Source organism: Geoglobus ahangari (assembly GCF_001006045.1).
GTDB lineage: Archaea > Halobacteriota > Archaeoglobi > Archaeoglobales > Archaeoglobaceae > Geoglobus > Geoglobus ahangari.
This window is the reverse complement of sequence record NZ_CP011267.1, coordinates 1021221-1047144: the sequence shown is the minus strand read 5'-3', so window position 1 is coordinate 1047144 and position 25924 is coordinate 1021221. Positions and strand designations below refer to the sequence as shown.

Annotated in this window: 27 protein-coding genes, 4 tRNA genes and 1 pseudogene; 17 read left to right on the top strand and 15 right to left on the bottom strand. The window is 54.5% G+C overall.

Annotation, left to right across the window (positions count from 1 at the left end; translation table 11 throughout):
- Positions 1–39: 39 nt before the first annotated feature.
- From GAH_RS06155 to GAH_RS06120, 8 genes and pseudogenes are all read left to right on the top strand, one after another.
- Positions 40–876: a tetrahydromethanopterin S-methyltransferase subunit H family protein gene (locus GAH_RS06155; RefSeq protein ID WP_048095380.1), complete on the top strand. Its 837-nt coding sequence runs from the start codon at positions 40–42 to the stop codon at positions 874–876.
- A complete protein-coding gene (locus GAH_RS06150; RefSeq protein WP_048095378.1) occupies positions 869–2329 on the top strand; it encodes a DUF2193 family protein in 1461 nt (486 codons plus the stop codon). Before GAH_RS06155 ends, GAH_RS06150 begins: the two co-directional genes overlap by 8 nt.
- 32 nt (positions 2330–2361) lie before the next feature.
- On the top strand, positions 2362–2766 hold the full coding sequence (locus GAH_RS06145) for a pyridoxamine 5'-phosphate oxidase family protein (RefSeq protein ID WP_048095376.1): 405 nt from the start codon (positions 2362–2364) through the stop codon (positions 2764–2766).
- Positions 2767–2816: 50 nt separating this feature from the next.
- Positions 2817–3389 carry a 4Fe-4S binding protein gene (locus tag GAH_RS06140; RefSeq protein WP_052747786.1) on the top strand — a complete coding sequence of 191 codons (573 nt, stop codon included), beginning with the start codon at positions 2817–2819 and terminating at the stop codon, positions 3387–3389.
- Between the two features lie 22 nt (positions 3390–3411).
- Positions 3412–4239 (top strand): TatD family hydrolase, encoded by an 828-nt coding sequence (locus GAH_RS06135; protein WP_048095375.1) that lies wholly within the window; start codon positions 3412–3414, stop codon positions 4237–4239.
- 88 nt (positions 4240–4327) lie between these two features.
- A pseudogene (locus GAH_RS06130) lies at positions 4328–5166 on the top strand (FTR1 family protein).
- Between the two features lie 23 nt (positions 5167–5189).
- Complete coding sequence (locus GAH_RS06125) at positions 5190–7448, top strand: DEAD/DEAH box helicase (protein ID WP_048095373.1); 2259 nt, start codon at positions 5190–5192, stop codon at positions 7446–7448.
- A complete protein-coding gene (locus tag GAH_RS06120; RefSeq protein WP_048095371.1) occupies positions 7445–7786 on the top strand; it encodes a hypothetical protein in 342 nt (113 codons plus the stop codon). Before GAH_RS06125 ends, GAH_RS06120 begins: the two co-directional genes overlap by 4 nt.
- 13 nt (positions 7787–7799) lie before the next feature.
- Here GAH_RS06120 and GAH_RS10895 read toward each other — a convergent pair whose 3' ends face one another.
- The 6 genes from GAH_RS10895 to GAH_RS06090 all read right to left on the bottom strand — a co-directional run bounded on the left by GAH_RS10895 (position 7800) and on the right by GAH_RS06090 (position 11781).
- Complete coding sequence (locus tag GAH_RS10895) at positions 7800–8351, bottom strand: hypothetical protein (protein WP_218915463.1); 552 nt, start codon at positions 8349–8351, stop codon at positions 7800–7802.
- Between the two features lie 34 nt (positions 8352–8385).
- Positions 8386–8976, bottom strand: a complete 591-nt coding sequence (locus tag GAH_RS10790) for a hypothetical protein (RefSeq protein ID WP_048095367.1) — start codon at positions 8974–8976, stop codon at positions 8386–8388.
- A 100-nt stretch (positions 8977–9076) separates the two neighbouring features.
- Entirely contained in the window at positions 9077–9766 is a 690-nt protein-coding gene (locus tag GAH_RS06105; protein ID WP_052747785.1) for a KaiC domain-containing protein, read from the bottom strand.
- The gene (locus GAH_RS06100; protein WP_048095363.1) at positions 9763–10509 is read right to left on the bottom strand and encodes an RAD55 family ATPase; all 747 of its coding nucleotides are present in this window, start codon (positions 10507–10509) and stop codon (positions 9763–9765) included. Before GAH_RS06100 ends, GAH_RS06105 begins: the two co-directional genes overlap by 4 nt.
- Positions 10509–11069 (bottom strand): hypothetical protein, encoded by a 561-nt coding sequence (locus GAH_RS06095; protein WP_156967407.1) that lies wholly within the window; start codon positions 11067–11069, stop codon positions 10509–10511. Before GAH_RS06095 ends, GAH_RS06100 begins: the two co-directional genes overlap by 1 nt.
- The gene (locus GAH_RS06090) at positions 11044–11781 is read right to left on the bottom strand and encodes an RAD55 family ATPase (protein ID WP_245603985.1); all 738 of its coding nucleotides are present in this window, start codon (positions 11779–11781) and stop codon (positions 11044–11046) included. The genes GAH_RS06095 and GAH_RS06090 overlap by 26 nt, the downstream gene beginning before the upstream one ends.
- A 123-nt stretch (positions 11782–11904) precedes the next feature.
- Between GAH_RS06090 and GAH_RS06085 the strand changes: the two genes are divergently transcribed.
- Positions 11905–11978: transfer RNA gene (locus GAH_RS06085), tRNA-Pro, on the top strand.
- Positions 11979–11988: 10 nt separating this feature from the next.
- Here GAH_RS06085 and GAH_RS06080 read toward each other — a convergent pair.
- Positions 11989–12705 (bottom strand): MinD/ParA family ATP-binding protein, encoded by a 717-nt coding sequence (locus GAH_RS06080; RefSeq protein WP_048095357.1) that lies wholly within the window; start codon positions 12703–12705, stop codon positions 11989–11991.
- 118 nt (positions 12706–12823) lie between these two features.
- On the opposite strand from GAH_RS06080, the gene GAH_RS06075 reads away from it, so the two are divergent.
- Together GAH_RS06075 and GAH_RS06070 are read left to right on the top strand one after the other, a co-directional pair.
- Entirely contained in the window at positions 12824–13747 is a 924-nt protein-coding gene (locus GAH_RS06075) for a DUF7490 domain-containing protein (protein WP_048095355.1), read from the top strand.
- Entirely contained in the window at positions 13726–13932 is a 207-nt protein-coding gene (locus GAH_RS06070) for a hypothetical protein (protein WP_048095353.1), read from the top strand. Before GAH_RS06075 ends, GAH_RS06070 begins: the two co-directional genes overlap by 22 nt.
- On the opposite strand, the gene GAH_RS06065 is transcribed toward GAH_RS06070, so the two are convergent.
- Positions 13929–15209, bottom strand: coding sequence for a TrpB-like pyridoxal phosphate-dependent enzyme (locus GAH_RS06065; RefSeq protein WP_048095349.1), 1281 nt, complete (start codon positions 15207–15209; stop codon positions 13929–13931). The two genes, GAH_RS06070 and GAH_RS06065, sit on opposite strands and share 4 nt — an antisense overlap.
- Positions 15210–15391: 182 nt before the next feature.
- Here GAH_RS06065 and GAH_RS06060 point away from each other — a divergent pair, with 182 nt between their 5' ends.
- The 4 genes from GAH_RS06060 (at position 15392) to GAH_RS06045 (ending at position 18652) form a co-directional block, all read left to right on the top strand.
- Positions 15392–15568, top strand: a complete 177-nt coding sequence (locus GAH_RS06060; protein WP_048095347.1) for an indolepyruvate ferredoxin oxidoreductase subunit alpha — start codon at positions 15392–15394, stop codon at positions 15566–15568.
- A gap of 60 nt (positions 15569–15628) precedes the next feature.
- Entirely contained in the window at positions 15629–16915 is a 1287-nt protein-coding gene (gene thiC / locus GAH_RS06055) for a phosphomethylpyrimidine synthase (protein ID WP_048095345.1), read from the top strand.
- A 69-nt stretch (positions 16916–16984) separates the two neighbouring features.
- Positions 16985–17069: transfer RNA gene (locus GAH_RS06050), tRNA-Leu, on the top strand.
- Positions 17070–17110: 41 nt separating this feature from the next.
- The gene (locus GAH_RS06045; protein ID WP_048095343.1) at positions 17111–18652 is read left to right on the top strand and encodes an amino acid permease; all 1542 of its coding nucleotides are present in this window, start codon (positions 17111–17113) and stop codon (positions 18650–18652) included.
- On the opposite strand, the gene GAH_RS06040 is transcribed toward GAH_RS06045, so the two are convergent.
- The 3 genes from GAH_RS06040 to GAH_RS06030 form a co-directional block, all read right to left on the bottom strand.
- Positions 18649–18831 carry a hypothetical protein gene (locus tag GAH_RS06040; RefSeq protein ID WP_048095340.1) on the bottom strand — a complete coding sequence of 61 codons (183 nt, stop codon included), beginning with the start codon at positions 18829–18831 and terminating at the stop codon, positions 18649–18651. The genes GAH_RS06045 and GAH_RS06040 overlap by 4 nt on opposite strands.
- Before the next feature lie 49 nt (positions 18832–18880).
- Positions 18881–18963 (bottom strand) — tRNA-Leu (locus GAH_RS06035).
- A 117-nt stretch (positions 18964–19080) separates the two neighbouring features.
- Positions 19081–19183: transfer RNA gene (locus GAH_RS06030), tRNA-Tyr, on the bottom strand.
- 127 nt (positions 19184–19310) lie between these two features.
- Between GAH_RS06030 and GAH_RS06025 the strand changes: the two genes are divergently transcribed.
- Complete coding sequence (locus GAH_RS06025; protein WP_048095339.1) at positions 19311–19835, top strand: HD domain-containing protein; 525 nt, start codon at positions 19311–19313, stop codon at positions 19833–19835.
- A 46-nt stretch (positions 19836–19881) separates the two neighbouring features.
- On the top strand, positions 19882–21735 hold the full coding sequence (gene lonB / locus GAH_RS06020) for an ATP-dependent protease LonB (RefSeq protein WP_048095337.1): 1854 nt from the start codon (positions 19882–19884) through the stop codon (positions 21733–21735).
- Here lonB and GAH_RS06015 read toward each other — a convergent pair.
- The 4 genes from GAH_RS06015 to GAH_RS05995 form a co-directional block, all read right to left on the bottom strand.
- Positions 21718–22461, bottom strand: a complete 744-nt coding sequence (locus GAH_RS06015) for an alpha/beta fold hydrolase (protein ID WP_048095336.1) — start codon at positions 22459–22461, stop codon at positions 21718–21720. The two genes, lonB and GAH_RS06015, sit on opposite strands and share 18 nt — an antisense overlap.
- A 23-nt stretch (positions 22462–22484) precedes the next feature.
- Positions 22485–23375 (bottom strand): DUF166 domain-containing protein, encoded by an 891-nt coding sequence (locus tag GAH_RS06010; RefSeq protein WP_052747783.1) that lies wholly within the window; start codon positions 23373–23375, stop codon positions 22485–22487.
- Positions 23376–23416: 41 nt separating this feature from the next.
- Positions 23417–25348, bottom strand: a complete 1932-nt coding sequence (rqcH, locus tag GAH_RS06005) for a ribosome rescue protein RqcH (protein ID WP_048095333.1) — start codon at positions 25346–25348, stop codon at positions 23417–23419.
- Positions 25349–25599: 251 nt separating this feature from the next.
- The gene (locus GAH_RS05995) at positions 25600–25896 is read right to left on the bottom strand and encodes a nucleotidyltransferase family protein (protein WP_084632311.1); all 297 of its coding nucleotides are present in this window, start codon (positions 25894–25896) and stop codon (positions 25600–25602) included.
- Positions 25897–25924 lie beyond the last annotated feature (28 nt).

The window sequence follows — 25924 nt, the reverse complement described above, 5'->3', positions numbered from 1 at the left end:
AACGAAACGTATTAATAATTTTAATTTTCCGCTTTTTCCATGCTCGGTCTCGATTTCAGCAGAACAGTTCTCATCGGCAGCATATTCTACTCACGCCACAGGATTGTTGAGGACCACAACAGGGGCATATTCGACAGGGAAAGGGCTGAGGAGCTCGTAAAGAGGCAGGAGGAGCTCTCGGATCACTACGGGATAGACGGAATACTGGATGTTGTCGCCGAGACTGGAGAAGCAATTGTGAAGTACCTCGAGTTCGTGGCCGACGTTTCTGACAGACCCTTCATCCTCGACGGGTATGTTGAGGCGAGGACTGCCGGGTTGAGGTATGCCATGGAGGTTGGGCTGGTTGACAGGGTCATCTACAACTCCATCAACCCGATAAACACCAAGGACGAGCTCGAGCTGATAAAGGAGGCGAAGGTGAGAAGCGCGGTCATATTCGACTACGACCCTTCCTACACATCCCCAAGCAGAAGGATACTCCTCCTGTCTGGAGACGGAAGGAAGGAGGGCCTGATATCGAGGGCCAAAAAGCTCGGAATAGAGAACATGCTCATAGACGTGGTGCCAACAGACATAAAGAGCCTCGGCGAGGTCATCGAAACCCTGCTCCTCGTGAAGTCCACTTATCCCTACCCAGCCGGCTGTGGCCCGGCAAACGTCAGCTACTACATGGCTGACTACCTGAAGGAGGAGCTCGACACACAGGTGCTCGTGAGCAGCGTTGACAGCGCCGCCCAGCTCTTCAGCGACTTTCTGCTCTACGGCCCAATAGAGAGGGCTGAGATCGCCTTCCAGAGCGCATACATCGTGGAGGAGATCAAGGAGGGTATGGGGATGAGAATACACGAGCTTCTGGGTGGTGGCCATGATTGAGGAGGTTGCCGAGAGTGCCCTGAGGCTTCAGAGGGAGGCCGTTAAAGCAATAGAGCGGCACAGGTTCGACAGGTTCGAGTTCAGCCATGCGGAGGGCTTTGTCAATGCAGTCAGAGAGATGAAGGCATTGGAAGGGCAGAGCGATGAGGCCTTCCAGCTTTACAGGAGCTCGCTGCTGATCCACTACGACACCCTCACATCCCTAACTCCAACGATCCAGCCTTTTGAAAGCGCGTTCCTCGAGTGGATGCAGACTCCCGTCGCATTTCAGAGACTCATGGAGCTTGACAGCTCATTTAAAGAGAGCGTCGAGATTCTTGCAAAAACCGTAGATGAGAACGACGAAATAATCTCGCTTGAGGCGATGAGACTTGCAAACGGATTCTACGGAGTCACATCTGCCAAGGACTTCGCAGCAATTCCCGGCTCAACCCTCAGCGTCCTCGCCAAGGTTGTGGAGTGGGCGGGGATAGACAGGGAGCACGCGAAGACGATCCTCGCAGCAAAATCATGGGGTCTGCTCACCTCCTACGTCTTTGGGGACACGTTTCTCAGGATCTTCAAGGAGACGGGAGACATAAACAGGGCGGTAAGCGCTGAAAAGAGGGCGATGAAGGAGATGCTTCTCCAGCCCGTAGAAACGCAGGTCAACATAATGAGGAGCTTCGGATTCAGCTCCTTCGACCCGGTGGAGTACTACAGGAGGTACACGGAGAAGTTCACTCCCTTCATAGACTCCGCTTTCAGAGAGGGCGTGCACCCGGCCAACATTGTGGTGCTGCCAACCCATGTAGGAGACGTTGGACACCACATAGGGTGGCAGTACTACAGCATCTGCAGGGACGAGATGAACATGGAGGTGCTGAGGGTGCACTACTCCCTCCTCGAGAATAACATCAGGAGGGCAATTGAAGGTGGGCATGTGAAGAGCATCTTCGACCTCTCGACCCTCTTCACCGGAATATCGGCCGCGTACATCTACAGGCTGCTGAGCGACGAGGGCTTCACGGCAAACATGCTCACCAGACTCTTCACCGAGCGGTTCTACCACTCCATAATGGCGAGGCAGTTCGAGAGGTACATGGTGAACGAGCTGCATGTGAACGACTTCCTTGACTTCGCCTCGAGAGGTGAGAAGATCGGAAGGGCCGGATGGAAGGTGAAGGGCTACGAGATAGACTTCACACCTCTCGCGAACTCGAGGATGCTGAACTCGGGAGAGATGTACGCCTTCCCGTTCTGCGTCACCTCGACGAAGTTCGCCTCGCTCATGAAGTTCATAGACATGCCGTGCCTCCTCGCCCCGGAGCCGCCGAGCATAACCGTGATGGTCAACGCCATAGCCATGAACCCTGAGAAAGCATTTGCACCGGTGAACCTCTGCAAGGGGTGTGCGACGGCAGAGATCCAGCCCAACAGGTGCCTGCTCTGCAAAGCTCAGAGCGTGATCTGAAAATTTTTATAATTTCCCGCAGGCTGATGTTCATGAGGCTTGAGGACATTCTCAGGATGTTCGAGGGCGACTGCTCATCCAGACTGTTCTGGATCTCCACGTGGGATGGAAAGCCCCACCTCGCCCCCGTTTGCTTCGTAAGGGTGATGGACGGGAAGATAGTCGTGGCATACAACTTCATAAAAAAGACGTCCAGAAACGTGGAAAGAACTGGAAAGGCTGCCATAGGATTTGCCGAGAGGGGTGAGGAGGGATTCTTCGGATACATGGTCAAGGGGAGAGCGTGGATGGACTACGAGGGAGAGTACTACAGGGAGATCAAGGAGTTCGTCGAGAGCGCGAGCGGGGGCAAGCGAACCCCCGTTGGGGCGCTTGTTATAGAGCCCGAGGAGGTGTACTCTCTCAAACCCGGAAACGAGAGGAAAAGGATAATCTGACCGAAGAACTTAGGGAGCAGAGTTAAACCCCGGAAGGGGAAAATGGAACCATGGAATCTGGCTTTGAGATTGTGTTCTGCAGGCAGTGCAGGAACGCCCTCTCAGACCTGAGATCAATCGAAGGAGACATCATGGCAGTTGTGTCGGAGAGCAGTTACACGGCAAGAATGAGCCACGAGAGGATAAAGGCCGGGTTCTCAGCGTGCCCCAACTCATGCTCATCCCCCCAGATCAAGGATTTTGGCGTTATAGCGTTCATAACTCCAGAGCTCAACCCCGAGCTGTGCACCTCATGCGGAAGATGTGCTGAGGCTTGCAGGGAAAATGCCATAGACTTCGATGAGTTTCCGGTTTTCAACGAGAGGTGCATTGGCTGCGGGGACTGCGTGAGAGCCTGTCCTTCCAGAGCGATTTCGGGAAAGGTGAGGCTGAGGGTGCTCGCCGGGGGCAGGCTCGGCAGGCATCCGAGGTTCGCAGAGGTGGTTGCGGTCGTGAGTGGTGGGGAGGAGGTTCTTGAGATCTTCAGAAAGGTCGTTGAGATAAGTGAAGAGCAGGGGAGGAGGTTCAGCCACATTGAGGGGTGCGTGGAGGTTCTGAGGGACAGGCTTGGGTTGAAGTTTTAAAGCGCAAGGGTCACGGATTGCCATGATCGTCACGGACAACCACATGCACCTGTACAATCACCTGAGGCTCAAGGCTCTGAAGCAGTTCAAAAACGCTGGAGGAACTCACGTCCTGCTTGTCTCCCTTCTGAGCCATCACTACGGCGTTTTTCCGAAAAGCGGAGAGGACTTCAGGGAGATCTTCGACCAGCACATCGAGCTCGTGAGGAAGGCTAATGAGATAGTCAGGGCGTATGCTGTCCTATCAGTCCACCCCGCTGAGATCACGATCCTCGCCAAGAGGTGGGGGGTGGACAGGGCGGCAGAGATAATGAAGGAGGCTCTGGAGATTGCCGGAGAGTACGTGGCAGAGGGGAAGGCGATAGCGATAAAGTCCGGCAGACCCCACTACGAGGTGAGCGAGTACATCTGGAAGACGAGCAACGAGGTCATGATGCACGCCTTTGAGGTCGCAAGGGATGCCGGATGTGCGGTGCAGCTGCACACCGAGAGCTACACAAGAGAGGGGATGGAGGAGATCGCAAGGCTTGCAGACAGGGCGGGTTTGAAAAGAGAGAGGGTTGTCAAGCACTTCTCCCCCGCCAGAGTGGACGAGTTCGAGGAGCTCGGGATGTTTCCCTCGGTTATAGCGATGGGTGACAACGTGCTGAAGGCAGCGCAGCAGGGCGACAGGTTTCTGGTGGAGACGGACTACATAGACGACAGGGACAGGCCAGGCAGCGTTCTCGGGCCAAAGACCGTGCCGAGAAAGGTGAGGGAGCTCCTGCAGAAGGGATTCGACGAGGACTTCGTGATGAGGATCTGCAAGGACAACGTCGAGAAGGTGTACGGGATAGAGCTGGAGATGTGAATCTCGGCGTTTCATTTTTTGTAGGTAATTTTAGGGCAGCCAAAAAACTTAAATAATTAGGCTCACCTAAAATTTAACGGTGTTTAAGATGATGGGGCAGTTCGTGATAACGCTGAGGGAGGGATTCGAGGCGGCGCTGCTGGTGGCGATACTCGTGGCATACCTGAGAAGGAGCGGAAAAACAGCGGAAGTGAGGTATGCATATACAGGAGCGCTGATTGCAATCGTTCTCGGCCTGATTGCCGCGCTCGGGTTGGTTCTCACCGCCGGTGCTCTGGGAGAGGAGCAGAAGGTGCTTTTCGAGGGGGCTGCGAGCTATCTTGCCGTGGCCGTTCTGACGTACATGATCGTCTGGATGTCGGGGAAGAACGTGAGGGAGGAGATCGAATCCAGGGCCAGCTCGAGAATCAGGTGGGGCATTGCTGCCATAGCCTTCGTGTTCGTGGTCAGGGAGGTCTTCGAGACCGTGCTGTTCCTCACGCCATACGCCACCAGAGATGCGCTGGAACCCTTGCAGGAGCGGGAGCGGGAATTGCCGCGGCACTTTTGCTGAGCCTTGCGGTGTTCAGGCTCGAGTACAGGATGGACATGAGGAGGTTCTTCTACGTGACCGGAATTCTGTTAGCGTTCATAGCCTCTGGCCTCGCAGGTTACGGCACACACGAGCTGATAGAGTTCGCTGAGGAGAAGGGATACAAGTCGTGGCTGTTCGAAGAGGCATACGCGCTCGGCATCGACGCCAGCAACCCCCTCCACCACAAGGGAGCGGTTGGGAGCGTACTCGCAGTGATGTTCGGATACTCTGCGAGCATGGAGTGGCTCAGGGTCTTCGTCCAGTTCGGATACCTGCTTGTCACTCTCCTCCTGATCCACAGAAGGTACAGCGCCAGCAAGGTGAGGGCTGAGAGGCCGACCCCATCCTTTTAAATACTCCCTCCCATTCTCTTCTGATGGAGTTCATCTCTCACCCACTGATTAAGCCAAAGACCGTGGAGAGAAGGGGCTACCAGCTCTCACTCGCCGCTTCAGCCCTCCTTGACAACACGCTGATAGTTCTGCCAACGGGACTCGGAAAGACGGTTGTCGCGCTCCTCGTCATAGCGTCACGCCTCCTGAACCACGACGGGAAGGTTCTCTTCCTCGCCCCGACCAAGCCCCTCGTTGAGCAGCACGCGGAATTTCTGAGAAGGACGCTGAGAATTGACGAAAGCGAGATAGTGGCGATAAGCGGGGAAACTCCTCCTGAAAAGAGGCCGGAGATTTATGGGAAAGCGAGGGTCATCGTCTCCACACCTCAGGTTGTGGAAAACGACATCCTGACCGGAAGGCTGAAGCTCGACGACTTCGTGCTCGTGATATTTGACGAGGCTCACAGGGCTGTTGGGAACTACTCCTACGTCTTCATAGCCAAGGAGTACATGCAGAGGGCAAGGAACCCCCTCATACTCGGGATAACCGCCTCGCCGGGAAGCGACATCGAGAGGGTGAGAGAAGTCATAGGCAACCTGTTCATAAAGAACCTCGAGATCAAGACGGAGTACGACCCAGACGTGAGGCCCTACGTGTCCCAGAAGGAGATAGAGTGGGTCAAGGTGGAGATGCCAGAGGAACTTCAGGCTGTGAAAAAGGGGTTCGAGAAGTCGCTTGAGATGCGCTACAGGAAATTCCAGAGGCTCGGACTCGACATAGACATCTCGAACGCAACGAAAAAGGAGCTCCTCGCCCTTCAAGAGGCCCTGCAGACTCAGGCAGGGGAGACGGGGGAGCAGGTTTATTTTGAGGCACTCTCCGTGCTCGCTGAGATAATGAAGATCCAGCACGCCATAGAACTCATAGAGACGCAGGGCGTTGATGCCCTGAAGAGGTACCTGAAGAGGCTGTTCAGGGAGGCTAAGGGAAGGGGCAGCAAGGCCTCGAAGTCGCTCTTTGAAGACCCGGTTTTCAGAGAGAGCATGATCAGGGCACTGAAGGTCAGCGTGGAGCATCCGAAGATGAGGAAGCTCATCGAGATTCTCAGAGAGCAGTTCGAAAGGAAGCCGGACTCGAGGGTGATTGTTTTTGCAAACTTCAGGGACACGGCAGACAAGCTCGTGGAGGTGCTGAGAAGGCACGGCTTCAAAGCGGAGAAGTTCATCGGTCAGGCAAACAGGGAAGAGGACAGGGGGATGAGTCAGAGGGAGCAGCTGGAGGTTCTCAACGCGTTTAGGAGCGGTGAGGTCAACGTGCTCGTCTCGACGAGCGTTGGTGAGGAGGGGCTCGACATCCCTGCAACAGACCTCGTTGTCTTCTACGAGGCCGTTCCGTCGGAGATAAGGGCGATCCAGAGGAAGGGGAGAACCGGGAGGGGCAGGGAAGGAAGAATCGTCGTGCTCATAACCAAGGGGACGAGGGACGAGGCATACTACTGGGCGAGCGTGAGGAAGGAGAAGATGATGTACGACATGCTCTACAGGCTTAGGGACGAGATACGGGCGAGAGAGAGCGACTACAGCCTGAAGAGGTTCATTCAGCTCGAAGAAGAAACTCCAAGGCTCGTGATCTACGCCGACTCGAGGGAGATGAGGAGCGGGGTTGTGAGGAAGCTCAGAGAGAAAGGTGTGGATGTGATTGTCAGGAATCTGGAGGTCGCAGACTACGTGCTGAGCGAGAGGGTTGGCGTTGAGAGGAAGACCGTGGACGACTTCCTCGACAGCCTTGTGGGCAGGGAGAGGCTGTTCTCCCAGATCATGAACCTGAAGAGGAGTTACCAGAGGCCGGTGGTGATAATAGAAGGGGAGAGCATATACGGAAGGAGGAGGGTTAACCCGTCATCCGTGAGGGGTGCAATAGCGACGATAGCGATTGACTTCGGCGTTCCCGTGATATTCACGAGGAACGAAGACGAGACGGCCGACTTTCTCGTCTCCATAGCGAGGAGGGAGCAGGAGATAAAGAAAAGGGACGTATCGCTGCATGCAGACAAGACCAAGCGCAGCTTAAGAGAGGAGCTCGAGTACGTCGTCTCTGCAATTCCGGAGGTTGGGCCCGTGATCGCGAGAAACCTGCTCGAACACTTCAGAACGGTGAGGGCAATAGCCAACGCGAGCGTTGAGGAGCTGATGAGGGTGCCCAAGGTTGGAAGGAAGACGGCCGAGAGGATCTGGAGATTCTTCAACACCCCATACAGCGAGGAAAGCTATATACATGAGGAGGAGGGAGAAGAGACATGAAGCCGAAGGTTCTCGTTATCGTCTCAAGCGGTAGGGCTGAGAAGGAGAAGGCCATGACGGGGCTCATGTACGCTGTAAACGCCACCAAGCACGGGTGGGCGGACGTGAAGCTCATCCTGTTTGGCCCTGTCGAGGAGCTTGTGGCCGAAGGCGATCCGGACATCCTCACGATGCTTGAGATGTTCGCGAGGGAGAAGGGAGAGGCACCGCTGGCCTGCAAGAGGATCGCGGAGATGAAGGGCTACGAAGACAGGATGGGGCAGAGCGTCAGGCTCGAGTACGTCGGGAAAATAGTTTCGGAGCTCATAGCAGATGGCTACACTCCGCTCGTCTTCTGAAATTTAAAAAGAATCACCCGACAGGTACCCTGAACCTGTCGGGAAAGATCACCTTATCCTGATGGATTCTCAGGAAGTCGTATCCGTGGCAGTCCTGACAGCCTACGCCCCTGTCCATGTGTATCTTCAGCAGGTTTCCGCCGCTGGGTGAGAACGGGTCTGGGTAGCCGTGGCACGATCCGCAGTCCATCTTCTCCAGATCGTAGTCCTTGTGGCACCTCTGGCAGTCTGAGTACTTTGAGTGGTGGAGGTCTGCGATCTCATTAACCACGTCATTGCCCTGAGCGTGGCAGTACTGGCAGTACTTCACACCATCAATATGTCCGGGAATTTTGTCGGCCTGAGGCACGTACTGCCTCTTGGAGTTGAGGTGACAGTTCTCGCAGACAGGGCCAGCCTCCGACGTAACCTCAGATGCCGAGCCCTGCTCCTGTGCTGGAGTTGCTGTGGGAGTGGGTGTGGGCGTTGGCGTTGTGACTGGAGTTGGAAGGGGTGTGGGGGTTTTCTCAGGCGGCTTTTCAGAAGGCTGTGCGCACATCGAGGTGACTGCTATCAGCGAAATCACAAAAAATAATAGGGTTTTGGGTTTCATAATCTCCTTACTCTACAAACGAGTCGGCAGCCTTGTGGAGGCCGGGTATGTCGGTTCCGTGGCAGACCGTACAGTACTTGCCTCTCGGCAGGTGGATGTTGACGAGGTTGCCGTAGCTCGGCTTTGTAGCATCTGGATAAGCGTGGCAGTTCTCACAGACGCTCCTGCCCTCCTCTATCGGCTTGGGTATCTGGATGTTGTCCGGAGGCCCGTGGCAGATGCTGCAGTCGAGGTTGATCGTTCCCGGCCCGACGTGGATCGTGTGCGGGTTGCTGCCGTGGCAGTTGGCGCAGTACTGACCGCCGTTGATGTGCGGCTTGTACTCAGCGGCTTTCGTGTGGCAGACGGTGCACTCGACTACCGGTGACTTTGAGGCCTCAGTTTTGCTTGGCGTTGCGGTTGGTGTGGGTGTCGGGGTCTTTTCCGGTGTCGGTTTTGGCGTTGAGGTCTTCTCAGGGGTCGGTGTGGGGGTCTTCTCCTCCTTGGTCTCTTCCTTTACCGGAGTTGGTGTTGCCTTCGCTTTCTCCTCCTGAGCACATCCAAGAATAAGTGCCCCCAGAACAAGAAGGGACAGCAGAATAACCATTCTCCTCTTCATACTCTGACTGTAAAGGGGAGAATATATTAATGTTGCGATTTAGCGGTCAAACTGAACCCCCAGAAGACCCCTCCAGAAGCAAGGGAGCCTGTGCACAGACCTACATTATTTCGGCTTCTTCAAAAACCTCGATGCCCGAACTCGTTATTGAGTATGGCCTCGGTCTCCTCGAGTGGTTCATCCGTCTCATTTTCACAACCTCTATGGCGAGTATGGCCTCCTCAAGCTCGCTCTCCCTGATGATCCTCAGGGAGATCAGCCCGTCTGAGACGTACTCGATTATTCCGTATTTCGAGCTGAATGGGTTTGTCCTGTCGCACTCGCTCGTCAGGATGGCCGTGACCCCCGAGGACTTCACGAGGCTCCTGACCCTTGCGAGCATCCTGTACCTTCCGGCATCATCATAAAGCGTCTCGAGGACGGATATCGAGTCGATGAGCATCCTTGATGGCATTATGTCGTCCACAAGCATCTTGACCTCGCTCTCAACCCTCTCGAGGCTCCTCTTAACGTCCTCAGCCTCGAGTCTCATGACCACGATCTGGTCTTGAAAATCGGAGAAGTGCATGCCGAAGCTCTCCGCCGTCTGAATCACACTCTCCTCGTCCTCGTCGAAGCTGATTATCACACCCCTCTCCCCGTTCTTCAGCCCCTCGTAGATGAAGTGGAGGCCAAGCGTTGTCTTCCCAGTCCCGTACTGGCCAACGACCGCAACCATGTGTCCCCTCGGTATCCCGCCGCCCAGCATCACGTCCAGTCCCCTTATTCCCGTGGAGAGGAGGTGCATCATATCACCCTCTCGTATGTGGTGACCGCAAAGCCCACCCTCGGGTCGGTCCTGATCTGCAGCCTCGAGACCTTTTCCCTCTCCAGCATCGGCATTATTCCGAGGAGCTTCCGGAAGTGCATCCACCTGCTCAGGCTTCCCTTCTCCTCAACCCACTCAAAGACAGCTATGCCGTCAGAGGAGCTCAGAAGCTCGTTTTCCCTTCCCGGATCGAGGACGCTGGAAGTCAGGAGAGCGAGGATGACGCAGTCCTTTCTCAGACCGAGCTTCCTCAGGCCGTTCAGGAGGTCAACGATGTCCTCCCACTCAAGCCTTCTCCCAGACAGCCTTACGAGGTCCGTGACTGAGTCGAGAACCACGACACTCCCGTCTTCCAGAGAGTCGAAGGTCTTTATCAGCCCGGAGAGAATGTCGTCCCTCCTTCTCAGGGACTCTGCTGAAGCTTTCCCGGAGACCCACTTCATGGGGATTATGCTGTCCTGAAAGTACAGCTCAGCCAGACTCACGATTCTCACACCTTCAAGCACGCTCTGCCCAATTTCCGGGTACATCAGCTGCACTTCTCTCCTCACATCCTCCTCCGTGGCGGTAATGGATATGACGAGCCTCTCCCTCTCACGATTCCTGTGGAGCATGCTGTAGGCAAATTCCCTCCCGCCAGCACCCGGAGCCTCGAGCACGTAAACAAGACCGGGATACACTCCTCCATGCCTGTCAACCACCTCTATTCCGGTGAGGAACCTCATCACTCCACCTCGATGACGGAGTCGCACATGAGGGAGAGCTGAGCAAGGTAGGGTGGCTCGATCTCGTTCTCAACCACAACGATGATGGCCTTGAACCCCTTGAGCCGGATCCTGCCTGTGAGCTGCCTCATGAACTTGATCAGGGTCTCAGGGGACTTGTAGAGGGATATTGTCGAGAGGGAGTCCATGTAAACGAACCTGAGATCTGAGTTCACCATGTTCATTGCCTTCTCCACGTAAACGGCGATCTGCACCGGGTTGGGCGATTCGATGAAGACGCACGCTCCTTCACTCGGCACAGTCCCCGTAAACGGCTTTGTTGCACAGTCGACGAATATCAACCTGTTTACGTTGACACCCTCCCTCTCGAGCTGCTTCTTGATGGAGAAACACGGCTTGCTGAGGGAGACGTAGATCCCCTCGGAAACCGAGGTCAGGAACCTGAGCACGTCATAAACAACGTTAAAATACGACCTGACGGGAGTCTTTATTAGGATTACCTCATTCCCCCTGCTTATCTCCTCAAAGACGCGCTTACCCAGACTCGTAGTGGAACTCATAGCTGACCCTGACATACCTGCCCTCCTTCAGCACTATCCCGTCGTCAGTTATCTCGTAGGGGATCCAGTCAAGGGGATGGCCAGTTCTATACTTCTTTATCAGCCTCATGGCCCTCGCATACCCGTTCGGGACTCTGAGTATGTCGAGGTGTATGACGCACTCCGAGAGAGCCTTTGCCTCTCCGAACTCGCCGTAAAGGGGTGCCTCCTCAACGATGAGGGCAGTCACATCGCTGTCGTAGCAGAGGTCAGAGAAGAACTTCAGCGCTCTCCTGTAAAGCACGGGATCGGCAAAAGCCTTCTCCACGCTCGTCACCGAATCGAAGACGAGCCTGTCAACGTCATCGAGCTTTCCCCTGAAGAGTGAGGAGAAGACGCGGTTGAAGTTCTCCTTTGTCAGAGGGAGCAGATCTCGAACGTCAATATCGAGAAAGATCCAGTCAATCTTGTCGTAACAGTCCTTCATGAAACTGAAGTTGCCGAGATAACTCTTGCAGCTGTTTTCGGACATGGTCGTGAGAATGTATGCCACATTCTCCCCTTCCCTCACACCCTCAGCAGCCCACTGAGAGGCGAGAATCGTCTTGCCAACACCATTCCTGCCAACCACGAGATTGACAGTGTCCCTATCGAGGCCGCCACCGAGCATATCGTCAAGCTTGTCAATGCCAAACTTCGCAAGAGCCGGACACATGTTCTGTCTTTCGATCAACCCATATTTAAGAATTATCCAGAAAATATTATTTTCAGGTGTTTAATTGAAGTCATCAGAATCAATGCGCTCTCCAATCGGAGAATATTTAAACCCAGTTCAAACAAATGGGTGCCAGAACACGGGGCCGTGGGGTAGCCTGGTTATCCTTCCATCTTGGGGGGGTGGAGACCCGAGTTCAAGTCTCGGCGGCCCCATCTGAAATTTTTACACCATTAGCTGTGCGATCTTCTCAGCCATGCCCTCGAAAGACCTCTTCGACCTGGCCAGCCATCCCGGCACTGGAGTGTGAAAAATCGTCCTGCCGGAGGTGTAGGCCCTTCTGATAAACGGATCGTACGGCACAGTGCTGAAAACATCAGTTGTTTCGAAGTACCTCGACCCCCCGGATCTGCACATGTTGACGATGAAGCCCAGATGGGGTTTTCCAACACCCTGCACGAGTTTCAGGACCCTGAGGGCGTCAGAGTGTGATGCCTTGAAATCCGAGGTCACAATAACGACAGCATCAGATGCCTTGAGCGGCAGGACCACATATTTCGACAGTCCCGGAGGCATGTCAAGCAGCAAGATGTCATAACTGCCTTTAAGACGGTTAATCACGTCGCTAAGCAGGTTCAGGTCGATTTTCGCCTTGAGATCCACTAGCGACTCCGATGGAATTACGTCGAAGGCCGCATCTCTCACCCAGACCTCTCCCACAATATCATCGATGCCCGCATCTCCGGACATGTAGTGAGTCAGGGTTCTCTCCGGAACCACGTCGAGAAACAGGTGGAGATTCGGCAGAGCAAAGTTCGTGTCAATGAGCACAACCCGCAGTTCTCTGAGAGCAAGTGCTGCAGCCAGATTGACGGCCACGGTGGTTTTACCAACACCCCCCTTGCCAGAGGGAAACGCCAGCACCAGCGATTCGCCACCCATCCAGTTCAGAGTTCAGGCGAGGTATTTAAAAATCTGCTGGGTTCAAAAACAGACGATTAAAGATAACAAAGATCACTATTTCGAAGAATTTTTATTTACCTTAACACCAGCTAACTTCATGAACATCAAACAGTACCTCGCAGCAATCTCCGTGCTGCTCGTACTGGCCATCGCAGTCTCCCTCATGCCGTCAGGCAAGCCACAGCCATCACGAGCGTACATAGAGGACGTGGAGATGAGGGCGCTCGACGTCAACTCCAGCCATGTCACTCTCCAGTTTAAGGTGAAGATATCCAAGCCGGAAAGGCTGGAGAACCTCTCGCTCATCGTGAAGTTCACAGACATGCAGACAAATCTGCTCGTCAGCGAGTTCTCGAAGCCCATTCCAGAAAGGACGAAGAGCGACTACACCGCGGTTCTAAACTGCTCGGTGAGCAAGAGTTACAACTACAGGGTCAGGGTTCTGCTCGAGCAGGACGGGGAGACTCTGTCAATGAGGGAGATGAGGATGTACGGGCTCTCGTCGCTTCCACCTGCGGAGAAGTCGGTGGATGTGACTGTTAGGGATGTGGACTTCAGGCTTCTGAACAAGACGGACGAGTTCGTGAGGGTTAGGGTCACGTATTACATAGACACACCCAGAAACAGCACCGTGGAGTTCCACCTGAAGGCCGTGCAGCTCGAGTCGAACGTCATGGCAGATGATCAGTGGGTGAAAAGGGAGCTGCAGAAGGACAGGACGAACCTCGTGTCTTTCGAGCTGACGCTCAGAGACGGGTACAACTATAGGATCGTGCTCGAGCTCTGGAATGCCGGATATCTCGTGAAGTCCTGGAGCCACGAGCTCAGGCTGAATCCCGGGAAGAGTCAGGAGAGCAAGGTTGAGGAGGAGAAGGGGTTTAGAGTGGAGGACTTCATAACCGAGACGAGGGTGCCGGTTCCAACCCCGTATGAAGAAAAGAGGCTCGCCTCACCGGGATTCGAGCTCCTCACACTCGGGATTGCAGGTGGTGTTGCCCTATGGATGAGAAAGAGGCGGTAAACAAGACCATGCTCGTGCTCGCAATAGTGCTGACCTTCGTCGCGGTGATAGGGCTCTACTTCAACATAACTGCCCTGATAAACACCTACCTCGACTACAGAAAGGCCATGGCCGTGAGCGCGATCTTCAACCTTGGACTGCTGATCACGGGGCTCTTCATTATGGACAGATTGAGAAAAAATTAGGATAGCTTCCCCTCCATGAAGTCCTGATACGCCTTCAGATCGAAGTGCCCGTGGCCGCTGAGGTTGAAGACTATGACCTTCTCCTCTCCCTTTTCCTTCGCCTTAAGCGCCTCGTCTATCGCCACCTTTATCGCGTGAGTTGACTCGGGGGCGGGGACTATACCTTCAGTCTCGGCGAAAATCTTGCCGGCCCTGAACGTGTCCAGCTGAGCCACAGCTCTCGCCTTCACGATCCCGTGCTTAACGAGCAGGCTAAGCGTTGGAGCGTCTCCGTGGTACCTCAACCCTCCGGCGTGGATTGGCGGTGGGACGAAGTCCTTACCGAGCGTGTACATTTTCAATAGCGGCGTCAGTCCGGCGGTGTCTCCGAAGTCGTACCTGTACTCTCCTTTGGTAAGCGTGGGGCATGACTCCGGCTCCACGGCTATGAACTCTACGCCGTCCTTCCTTATGAACGGGTACACAAGCCCGGCGAAGTTGCTCCCTCCTCCGACGCACCCGATCATGATGTCGGGCTCAACCCCCGCGATTTCGAGCTGCTTTTCAGCTTCGAGCCCGATCACCGTCTGATGTAGGAGGACGTGGTTCAGGACGCTTCCGAGGCTGTAGTTGGTGTTGTCGTTCTTAACCGCATCCTCCACCGCCTCGCTTATCGCTATTCCAAGGCTCCCGGGGCTGTCAGGATCCTTCTCGAGTATCCTTCTGCCGCTCTCTGTCAGGTTCGACGGGCTCGGGATGACCTCGGCGTTCCACAGCTCCATCAGAACCCTCCTGTACGGCTTCTGGTGGTAGCTCGTCCTGACCATGTAAACTCTGCACTCCATGTCGAAGAGCCTCGTCGCGAAGGCGAGGGCCGATCCCCACTGTCCAGCCCCCGTCTCGGTCGTCAGTCTCTCAATTCCCTCCTTAGCATTGTAGTACGCCTGAGCAACGGCGGTGTTTGGCTTGTGGCTTCCCGGCGGGCTTGTGCCCTCATACTTGTAGAAGATCTTCGCCGGGGTTTTCAGGTACTCCTCGAGCCTCGTAGCCCTGATGAGCGGGGTGGGCCTCCAGAGCAGGTAGATGTCGCGAACCTCCTTTGGAATCGGAATGTACCTCTCCTCGCTCATCTCCTGCCTGATCAGCTCCTTCGGGAATATCGCCTCGAGCTTCTCCGGCTTCATCGGCTCGTTGGTTTCCGGATCGAGCGGTGGGGGAAGGGGTTCAGGAAGGTCGGGCAGAATGTTGTACCATCTGTCGGGCATCTCGTTCTCGTCGAGCATGATTTTCTTCTCCATACCTCACCGGAAATGATCCACACTATTTAAGCTTTTTCCTTTCACACGAGAAAAATCCCGGAAAATGGGAAAACGTTTCAGAGTTGTGCTACACCACCTCAGCCCGATCTCCGGTAGTGCGGATTTGAATCAAACGCTCAAGATACCTCAACCGATATTTAGCCTGCTGTAAAGCGACTGTTATGCCAGCGGTAATTGATGCTTCGAAGTGTGATGGGTGCGGAGCGTGCATTGAGGCGTGTAAGGGTGACGCGATCTCGCTCAACGGTGGAGTGGCTGTTGTTGACGAGGACGCTTGCATGGAGTGCGGAGCCTGCGTGAGGGCTTGTCCAAACAACGCGATAAGCGTGGAGTGGTAGCTTTTCTCCAGCCTTCATTTTTGCAAAGCATTTTTATTCTCCCTCAAACTTCGTTGAATTATGGAAACTCTCGTCGAGATGGCAAGGAAGGGCAGCCATCCCGAATGGTTGAAAGAAGTTGAGAGATACGAGGGTGTTGAGTTAAGCAAAATCCTCAGGCTCATCGCTGATGGAAAGGTTGTGGTTCCCCGGAACATTTTGAAAGACGACTCATTCAGACCGAGGGCCATAGGCAAGATGATGTCCACAAAGATAAACGCCAACGTTGGCACGTCCGCAGACTACGTCAACCTTGAGGAGGAGCTGGAGAAGGCGAGGGTCGCGCAGAAGTACGGTGCGGATGCGATAATGGATCTGAGCAGCGGTGGAGATCTGGACTACATAAGGAAGAGGATGATGGAGGTCGTTGAGGTTCCGTTCGGCACCGTGCCGATCTACCAGCTGGCGAGGGAGAAGAGCATATACGATGCCGACGAGGACGACTTCTTCAGGGTTGTGGAGAAGCATGCGAAGGACGGAGTGGACTTCATGACCATACACGCCGGGGTCAATCGAGTGACTGTTGAGAGGTTGGAGAAAAGCGACAGACTCCTCGGTGTTGTGAGCAGGGGTGGATCTCTCACCATCGCGTGGATGAAGCACAATGACGCTGAGAACCCATACTACAGGGACTTCGACTACCTCCTCGAAATACTGAGGGAGTATGACGTGACTGTCAGCTTAGGCGACGCCTTCAGGCCCGGGTGCATCCACGACGCGAGCGACAGGGTGAAGTTCACCGAGTTCATAATTCTCGGAGAGCTCGTCGAGGAGTGCAGAAAGGCAGGGGTTCAGGCGATGGTCGAGGGGCCCGGACACGTGCCGATAGACGAGATAGAGACGAGCGTTAAGGCCATGAAGTATGCCACAAACGAGGCTCCGCTCTACCTGCTCGGCCCTCTCGTCACAGACATTGCTGCTGGATACGACCACATAGCCGGGGCGATAGGCGCGGCTATTGCGGGGATGCACGGGGCTGACTTCATATGCTATGTCACTCCCGCTGAGCACCTTGCGCTACCAACTGTCGAAGACGTGATTGAAGGGTTGATAGCGTCCAAGATTGCAGCCCATGCAATAGACCTCGTAAAGGAGGGGCAGCGGGAGAGAGCGAGGAAGGTGGACTACGAGATGAGCCTCGCACGGAAGAGGCTGGACTGGGAGACGCAGTTCAGGCTCTCGGTCAATCCAGAAAGGGCTATGGAGATCCACGCGAGAAGGGAGTCCAAGGGAGAGACTTGCTCCATGTGCGGCGACCTGTGTGCCATAAAGACGATAAACGAGGTTTTCGAAGGCAGGGCAAAATGAAGAGCCCTGAGACCTCCATTTTCACACCACAAACTTCATAAACCAGATTTAAGACCTGATAATTGTAACGCGGGGGTTGCCGAGCCAGGCCAAAGGCGGTGGACTCAAGATCCACTCCCGTAGGGGTTCGTGGGTTCGAATCCCACCCCCCGCACTCCGGAAAAACTAATAAACTATTCTGGCAGCCTAAGCTGGATGGCAAAGCGTGAGAGGATAAGCTTCTGGGAGGCATTCAGCATAGGCGTTGGGGGGATGATTGGAGGAGGGATTTTTGCTGTTCTCGGACTGAGCATAGAACTTTCCAAGGGTGCTGCTCCGGTAGCGTTTCTTCTCGCAGGCCTCGTGGCTCTTACGACGGCATATTCATACGCAAGGCTGTCGGTGAGGTATCCGAGCGAGGGGGGAACAATCGAGTACCTCGTCAGGGCGTACGGCTCGAGCGTGCTGTCGGGAGGCCTGAACGTCCTGCTGCTCGCGAGCTACATAGTCATGATAGCCCTCTACGCCTACGCTTTTGGGAGCTACGCTGCGAGCGTCATCTCATCCAGCCCGGTGGTTAAGCACGCCCTAATCACTGCCGTGATACTCGCGTTCATAATAGTCAACGCATATGGCGCGGTTGTCAGCGGGAAAACCGAGGACGCGCTCGTGGGGTTTAAGCTTGCGGTTCTCCTTCTCGTAGCCGGCTCTGGAATGATGTTCATCGACTGGAGCAGGCTGTCTCCCGCGACTTGGCCGGACGGAATCACGATTGTCGCGGGAGGCATGATAATCTTTCTCGCATATGAGGGCTTTGAGCTTATAGCGAACACGGCACAGGACGTTGAAAACCCGTCAATGCTACCGAAAGTCTTCTTTTCTGCCGTAATTGTCGTGATAGCAGTCTACGTCATGATCGCTCTGGTAACCGTTGGAACGCTGCCATTCGACGTGATAATCAGGGAGAGGGACTACGCGCTCTCTGCGGTTGCCAAGCCGACTCTCGGAAACCTCGGATTCTGGCTCGTCACCCTCGCCGCCCTCGCCTCAACGAGCTCCGCGATAAACGCGACACTATACGGAACCGCGAGAGCGAGCTACATGGTTGCGAAGTACGGTCAGCTTCCAAAGGTTGTGGAGAAGAGGGTGTGGAAGGAGGCTTTCGAGGGGCTGATACTGATAGGCGTGTTTTCGGCAATCCTCGCCAACACTGCAAGCCTCGAGTCGATATCCACAGCAGGAAGTGGCGGCTTTCTGATCGTCTTTCTGGCCGTGAACCTCGCGGCCCTGCTGATTCTGCTTTACAGAATGATTGAGCTCTCCCCGAGAAACCTAGAGGTGCTTGCGACACTGATAGCCGCATCCTTTGCCGTTGAGTTCGCGTACAGATCGCTGACGGGCAGGAAGATTGAGAAGTACGTGGACGACCGCCTCAGAGAGAGGGAGGAAAACATCAGAAACTGGGAGAGCTGGATCGGGAGGGTTGTGGACAGGGTGGCGGAGAAGTTTGAGGATGCTGAAGTTTACCTCGTCGGGAGCGTCGCAAGGAACGAGATTCACAAGGCCAGCGACGTGGATCTGCTGGTGCTGACCGAGAACCTGCCGAGCCGTGAGGAGAAAGACAGGGTTGTTGCGGAGCTGAAAGAGGGTCTCACAAAGCAGCATCCCGTTCACATCCACTTCGTCCACAGCAGGGACAGGGACATGGCACTCAGAAAGGCCAGGCAGTACAGGGTGCTCAGAAAGAGAGAGGATTAGTCCTCCTTTTTCCTGAAAATTTTCTTGATCTCTATGTCCCAACTCCTCCTCGCGTACTCCCTTCCAAGGCTTCTCCTGTAATCTGCCCTCAGCTGAGCCTCGGCAAGTTTGTCGAGCAGCTCGTCCGCATCATCCGGGACGAGTTTCCCATCAACTTTTTTCCTGTCACTGGATGTCACATGATGTTTTATGCTCCACCTTTAAATTAAGGTTCCGGAATGTTGAGCATGCGGGGGGTGGGATTCGAACCCACGAAGGCCTGCGCCACGGGACCCTAAATCCCGCGCCTTTGACCGCTCGGCAACCCCCGCTTCCAGCCCGCACGTCTCTCCAACTGAGGTGAATCTGAGAGGATATTAAGTTTTGTGGTAACAGAGCAACCAACACGAGTGAGCAAAAAGAGGGGAGAGGAGGGAACCAAAAGTAAATGGTCCCGCCTCCCGGATTTGAACCGGGGACCACGGGATCACTGCCCCCCTGCAGGGGCAGGGCAGACTACAGTCCCGCGCTCTACCACTGAGCTAAGGCGGGATTTCAATCACCTCAGACAAAAATTCTGTTTAAAAATCTTGTGGGAGGGTTGGGTGTGGTTTAATGGAGAGGAGATGTGGGTGGCAAAGTTTTTAGGGCGACTGTCACACATCTCTGCGGTGATCGGATGCCCCACGACAGCGATCACGTCGAGAGGGTCAAAAGACTCGCCCTTTTCATAGCCGAGCGAGAGGGTGGGGATCTGGAGGTCATAAGGACTGCAGCGGAGCTTCACGATGTTGCGAGAGACGAGGACAATCACGCGATCAGGGGAGCGGAGGTGGCAAGGAAAATCCTGATGGAAAAGGGGCATGACGAGAAGTTCATCGAAGAGGTATGTCACTGCATCGAAGCCCACTCGTTCTCGTCTGGAATAGAGCCCAGAACACTTGAGGCGAAGATTTTGAGCGACGCGGACAAGCTCGACGCAATGGGGGCGATAGGTGTTGCGAGGGTTTTCATGTATTCAGGGGAGAGGGGCAGAAGCATAGAGGACACGCTCAGGCACTTTGAAGAGAAGCTGCTGAGGCTCCAGAGCATGATGCACACAGAAACGGGAAGGAAAATTGCCGCGGAGAGGCACAGGTTTCTCGAGGAGTTTTACAGGAGAATCAAAACCGAGCTTCGATTGGAAGACATACGTGATATCTAAAAACTTGGTTAATTATTTAAATACCCTCCCGACTACTTTGAAGCAAATGGTGGAAAGCGTTGATGAGCTTGTCGGCAACCTGAAATTCGAGACGACCAAGGAGATAAAGGTCCCGGAGCGCCTTATCGATCAGATCATAGGGCAGGATCACGCTGTAGAGGCTATCAGGAAGGCCGCCGTGCAGAAAAGGCACGTGATGCTCATCGGTTCACCCGGTACCGGAAAGTCGATGCTCGCCAAGGCGATGGCAGAACTCCTGCCAAAGGAGGAGCTCGAGGACATCCTTGTGTACCCGAACCCGGAGGATCCAAACCAGCCCAGAATCAGGACAGTTCCAGCCGGGAAGGGAAAGGAGATCGTGGACGCTTACAAGCAGGAGGCAATGAAGAAGGAACAGGCAAGAAACATGTTCCTCTTCACCCTCGTGTTCTTCATCATCGCCTACTCATTCCTCCAGAACCAGATCCTCTGGGGCATCATTGCTGCAGTGATGATATTCATGCTGGCCCGCTACATGCTGCCGAGGGAGGAGAAGAACGTCCCCAAGCTGCTCGTCAACAACGCTGGCCGGGAGACTGCCCCATTTGAGGATGCAACCGGTGCTCATGCCGGTGCGCTCTTTGGAGACGTCAGGCACGACCCCTTCCAGTCTGGCGGGCTTGAGACCCCTGCCCATGAAAGAGTCGAGGCTGGGGCCATCCACAGGGCCCACAAGGGTGTGCTGTACATCGACGAGATAAACACGCTCACGATAGAGTCCCAGCAGAAGCTCCTGACCGCGCTGCAGGAGAAGAGGTTCCCGATCACAGGCCAGAGTGAGAGGAGCAGCGGTGCGATGGTCAGGACTGAACCCGTGCCGTGTGACTTCATACTCGTCGCGGCAGGAAACCTCGACGCCCTCTACGGAATGCATCCTGCGCTGAGAAGCAGGATAAGGGGCTACGGATACGAGATCTACATGAACGACACGATGGAGGACACAGAGGAGAACAGGAGGAAACTCGTCAGGTTCGTTGCTCAGGAGATCGTGAGGGATGGCAAGATACCCCACTTCACGAGAGATGCCGTTGCGGAGATAATAAAGGAGGCGAAGAAGAGGGCTGGCAGGAGGGGACACCTGACGCTCAGGCTGAGGGAGCTCGGCGGAATTATCAGAACGGCAGGGGACATAGCGATTTCCGAGGGCAGCGAGTACGTTACGGTCGATCACGTGCTCAAGGCCAAGAAGATCGCGAAGAGCATTGAAGAGCAGCTGGCCGACAAGTACATCGAGAGAAGAAAGGACTACAGGCTATTCATAACCGAGGGCATGACGGTTGGCAGGGTCAACGGGCTCGCGGTGATTGGTGAGTCTGCGGGAATAGTTCTGCCGATAATTGCCGAGATAACGCCGGCGATGAGCAAGGAGGAGGGCAGGATAATCGCCACCGGAAGGCTGCAGGAGATCGCGAGGGAGGCGGTGATAAACGTCTCCGCCATAGTCAAGAAGATAATCGGAAAGGACATGTCCAACTACGACGTCCACATACAGTTCGTCGGAACCTACGAGGGCGTAGAGGGAGACTCGGCAAGCATAAGCATCGCAACCGCGGTCATCTCGGCTCTCGAGGGAATCGAGGTCGACCAGAGCGTTGCCATGACCGGCAGCCTGTCGGTAAAGGGAGACGTGCTCCCGGTCGGAGGTGTGACCCAGAAGATAGAGGCAGCGATTCAGGCCGGTCTCAAGAAGGTTATAATCCCCAAGGACAACATAGATGACGTCCTGCTCGACTCCGAGCACGAGAACAGGATTGAGATAATCGCGGTCTCGAGAATAGACGAGGTGCTCGAGCACAGCCTTGTTGACTGCGAGAAAAAGAAAAAGCTGCTTGAGAAACTCAGGTCACTCAATTCCGTCTGAAAACTCTTTTACTATTTTGTTGAACTCCGCGGGCTTCTCCACCATGACCATGTGGCCTGCGTTGTGGATGATTGCAAGTTTCGACCCGGGGATGTGCTCCCGCAAAAACTCCGAGTACTCGAGAGGGGTCATTACGTCCGCGTTCCCGCACACGATCAGCGTAGGTACGTCAATCCTCACCTCTCCCTTCCTGTACTTGTCTTCGATGTTGAAGGCATCGCACAGTCTGAAATCCTGAATGAGCAGCTCCTTTCCGGCCGAGAGCATCATCTGCCTCGCCTTCTCTCTCGCCTTCTTGCCCTCAAAGTCCTTGGCAAAAAGCCATTTGGTGAGCTTCTCAACCATCCCCTCGAAGTTCTCCTCAAGCCCCTGCAGCAGCTTCGGATTTACTGGCAGCTTCGGGCCGGTGCCTATGAGGATCAAACCTCTCGCCTTTCCACCTTTCAGCACGTACTCCTGAGCTATTGCCCCGCCCATCGAGTGTCCCGCTATCACCGGGTTGATGCCAAGCTCGTCAACGAGGTCGATTAGGACTTCAGCGTAATCGCCCACACTCTCAACGCTCATCTTCCCGCTCCTGCCGTGGTTTGGCAGGTCAACGGCCATCGCGTTCAGGGCAGAAAGCTGCCTCTCCCAGACCTCAGAGCTCATTCCAGCGCCGTGGATGAAGAGAATCTCCCCCTCACCCTCTACGTAAACCTCAACCCCGCCAACGTTCACGTGCATGAAAAGAGTGAAATTTTAAAGGATTAATAGTTTGCCTTACTTTTCTTCCCATCCCCGTAGATTATCCAGTGGATGTGCTCGGGGATGTCCTCATCCCCTTCATAGCCGAGAGCCTGATTCACCGCATGCCTCACGGCATATCCAGCTATGTGGAGGATCGTCTCGTTGTACTCGTTGTCCCTCTCCATACTTCCCGTGCACGGGTAGCTGTGGTGCGCTTCGGCCACAACGTCCCATAGCTCTCTCATCGTCTCGAATTCAAGCTCCCTGAGCTTTATTCCCACATACCACGCACACCCGCACGGCTGGCTTCTGATAATCCTGACGCTCGTTATCCTCTTCCTGCCGTTGTTCTCCTCGACCTCAATCTCGAACTTTGGATATCCCTGCCCCATCTCCCTGATGAAGCGGTTTATGGTTGGATGCTCCGGGCTCTCCCTGAGAATGCAGAAGGGCTTCGGGGCGGCAAACTCGAGGCCCAGCTCGTTGCATTTCTCCTTTATCTGCTTGGCAAGTCCTGCGCTGCACCACCTCGGCTCCTCGACGGGTACTATGTATGCCTTGTAGCCGAGCTCTGCAAGCTTTTCGGGAAGGGCGATGAGGATGTCCGGGTGGAGGTTTATGGCTATCGCGATGTCTGCCTTGGGAATCTCCTTGGGCAGGAACTCGTCTGCATCCTCAATAAAGTCGGGCATGTTCATCGGGTCAATCATTCCGAACGTGGCGACGATGTTCTTCGAGAAGCTGTAAACATTCTCCTTGCACTGCACACAGCCATCAATGCTGCACGCGCCGAAGGATGGACAGGAGTTCCTGTAGTTCATGAGGTTCGCGATGAACCTCTCACCGAACTCACCGTGGTAGAATACCGTGAGCTTCAAATCAGACTTGAACTTGGGCTGTTCCGGTTCCATAGTGAAAATCTGCGTGAAAACATTATTATCATTTTCCCGAACTATTTAGCCTCCACGATCCTCGACCTTCCCGGAGGCAGGAACTTGGCAACCTCGTCTGGAGTGGCTATGCTCCTGACTATGTGCTTCTCCTCATCCCCTGCAACCTCAACCAGCTTCTTCGCAACCTGAATGCTGAACTGGTTGAAGTCCACATCTCCGATCTCTATCACCACGTAGTGGTCGCAGTGCTTCCTCACACCCTCAACCGGCCCGCCCAGAAGCCTGAGGTTGGATATATCCACGCCGATTGCAGCTTTCATCTCGACAGTCACGTAGTTTCTCTTACCCTCTATGAAGAAGCTCCCCTTCGGCAGGTACTCTCCCGGCCTTGCGGCTCTCTTCACCTGCTCGGGCTTGACGTAGTATACATCCCCGCTGTGCTTGCCCTCCTTCCAGAGGGCGGAGTATATGCCCGCAAACTCCGCGGCCTCCCTGATGCTTCTCTCTCCCGCCTCCTGACCGTTCTTCAGTATGGTTGCGCTTCCCCCCGGCATCTCCGTGTGGAAGAAGAGATCTCTGCGCTCCATGTGCTTCGAAACGACCTCTTCATTCATCTCCGCGTTTCTGCCACCTATTACCAGAAATCCCTCCGAGGTTACGTACCACCTGTATCTCTCGTACCACTCCCTCTTCCTCGCGACCCTTATGCTGGACAGCATCTTCCTCTCTTCCACCTCTTCCGCCCTCTTCAGCTCCTCCTTGGTCTTCTCAATGGCCTTAAGAACTCCCTCAAGCTTCTCCCTGAACCTCTTGGCCCTGCTGTAGTATTCTTCGGCAATCTCCGGGATTGACCTGTTCAGCCATAGCCTGATCACGTGTCCGTCCACCTCCACATCCACAGCGTTCTCCCTCGGAACCACGCCCTTAACTTCTTTCAGCTTTCCGGCTCTCTGCTGCTCTCTGATGATCTTCTCAATTTCATCCCATCCCCTGCTCTCCCTCGCTTTCAGAAAGGCCGAGTGTATTGCCTCGATCTTTGTGTAGTTCTCGTAGATGAGGTCACCTATCCTCCTGTTCAGCTCCATCTCCCTTTCAAACCTCTCCTTTGCCTCTATCTGGCTCTTCAGCCTTGCGTTCAACCTCTCCAGAACCTCACTCTTCTTCTCTCTCTCCTCAACCCTCTCGACGGTTTTTGCTGAAAAGAAGCTGTCAATCGCCATCCAGTACTTCTCGAAGTACTTTTTCTCATAGCCAGAGTACTTCAGGAGCTCGACGGGCTGGTAGTCCAGATACTTCCCGTTCTCGAGGACTATGTGCGGCCTTATCTCTTCAGGCTGGAATAGCCTCCTCATCTCTCTCACGATTCTCTCGAGCTCCTCATCCTCAAGCTCACCAGCTTTTTTGCTCTTGTCAACCCCGGCTCTCTGGAGGATCTCCTCGGCGTAAAGCCCCCCGGTTCCGAGCTTTGACGCTATTACCCTAACAATCTCCCTGTCGTCCAGAATCCCTCTGAGGTCTTCAGCGCTCTCAATGTCGAGGGGCGTGACTCTCTTCTCCGGAAACCTGTACGTCTCGCCAACCCTCACTGTATGCTTCAGCGGCATTATTACTCTGTAGTTCTCGTCTGTGAGGATAACGTTCCCCTTTGAGAACAGCTCGGCCACAACCCTCTTCCTCTCCTCCCTTTCGAACGTCAGGATCACGACCCTGTCGAAGTCGTGCTGCTCCACAGCCGTTAACCTCGCGTTCTCGAGGTGCTTTCTGAGCAGCATGGCAAAGGAGGAGGGGAAGCGGGGCGCCTCCTTTGGAAACTGAGTTGGGTGAAACCGCGTTCCCGCCTCTATGACGAGGTCTATCCTGCCCTTCCCTCTGAGCTTTATCCTGATCTCGTTCGGGACGTGGTGGTAAACCTTGTCCACCCTCGCCCCGATAACGTCTTCCTCAATCTCTCGCAGAACGATGGATATGTCGAGAGATGACATTGAGCGCATGCCAGAAGTTTTCTGCAAGGGCTTATAACATGTTTGACCGGACTGCATCTTTCAAGGGAACTCATCCCAAAAATCGGATTTTTCAAAATCTGTTAACCAGAATCGGGTGTGTCATCCTCTATTTCTTCAAGCATCCTGAAAAGCACATCCTTAAGTTCTGGCAACTGCTCCCTTATTATGACCCAGACAATATCGAGATCATCTTCTCAATTGCTTCGAGCATATCTTGAATGAAGAGCTTCGGGCTTCTCTCAGACATACACTATCCCCTTTTCAATTGACTTCCAGAGCAAGGGTTTGCTCATAACCGCTTTCTTTGTGAGGATGTCTACTTTCACTCCGAGCAGATCTTCAAGAAACTCCTTCAAATCCACAATTTCCCACCCTATTGGCTCGCTGAACTCCACTATTATGTCCACGTCGTGGATTACCTCTTCCCCTCTTGCGAGAGAGCCAAAAAGACCAATACTCTTGATCTTGAACCTCTCTTTCAGTATGCCTTCATTATCCCTGATTTTCTGAACTACATCATCGAGCTTCATAACCATCTCAGCTCATAGCTTAATGAATCAAGAA